The sequence below is a fragment of the Acetobacter cerevisiae genome (genome assembly GCF_001580535.1).
Taxonomy (GTDB): Bacteria; Pseudomonadota; Alphaproteobacteria; order Acetobacterales; family Acetobacteraceae; genus Acetobacter; species Acetobacter cerevisiae.
This window is the reverse complement of record NZ_LHZA01000001.1, coordinates 1-561: the sequence shown is the minus strand read 5'-3', so window position 1 is coordinate 561 and position 561 is coordinate 1. Positions and strand designations below refer to the sequence as shown.

At 58.3% G+C, this 561-nt stretch carries 1 pseudogene; it reads left to right on the top strand.

The features are described from left to right. A pseudogene (locus tag AD928_RS15395) lies at positions 1 to 561 on the top strand (ISL3 family transposase); the annotation flags it as partial.

Here is a 561-nt window from a genome sequence, read left to right as displayed (position 1 = left end):
CGGGGCCATGCACCACCATGGAAAAGAACGGTTCCGTCACGCAGCATACTCGTGCCTTACACAGCCCACCTGGAAAAGAGATGGTCCGAAGGATGTCGCAATAGTCGTCAGCTATGGCGGGAACTCCTGGAGCAGGGCTTTGCAGGACAATATGGCACCGTCTGGAAATGGGTGGCGACGCGACAGGGATGTTCCGCGAAACCCGTTCCTTCCGCGCATGTCGTTGCACCTCGGGGACGCAGACTTGCGCGGCTTCTCCTCGCAGAGGATCCGTTATCTGCCGGACAGGAGGGACTGCTGGTTCCTGCCCTTCTGGAAGCCGAACCGCACCTTGCCGTCACACTCTGCTGGCTCAGGAAAATGCAGACCCTGCTCTGTAAAAGGGGTGACACCTGCACGGGAGGCGATCTGAAGGCTCTGCTGGAAGAAGGAAAGACGACGCTGCTGTCACGTCTGATTCCCGCGCTTGAACGGGATGCGGCTGCCATTGAAGCGTCTCTTGTCACACCTTGGACAACCAGCCCGGTTGAAGGACAGATCAGCCGACTGAAAATGATCAAG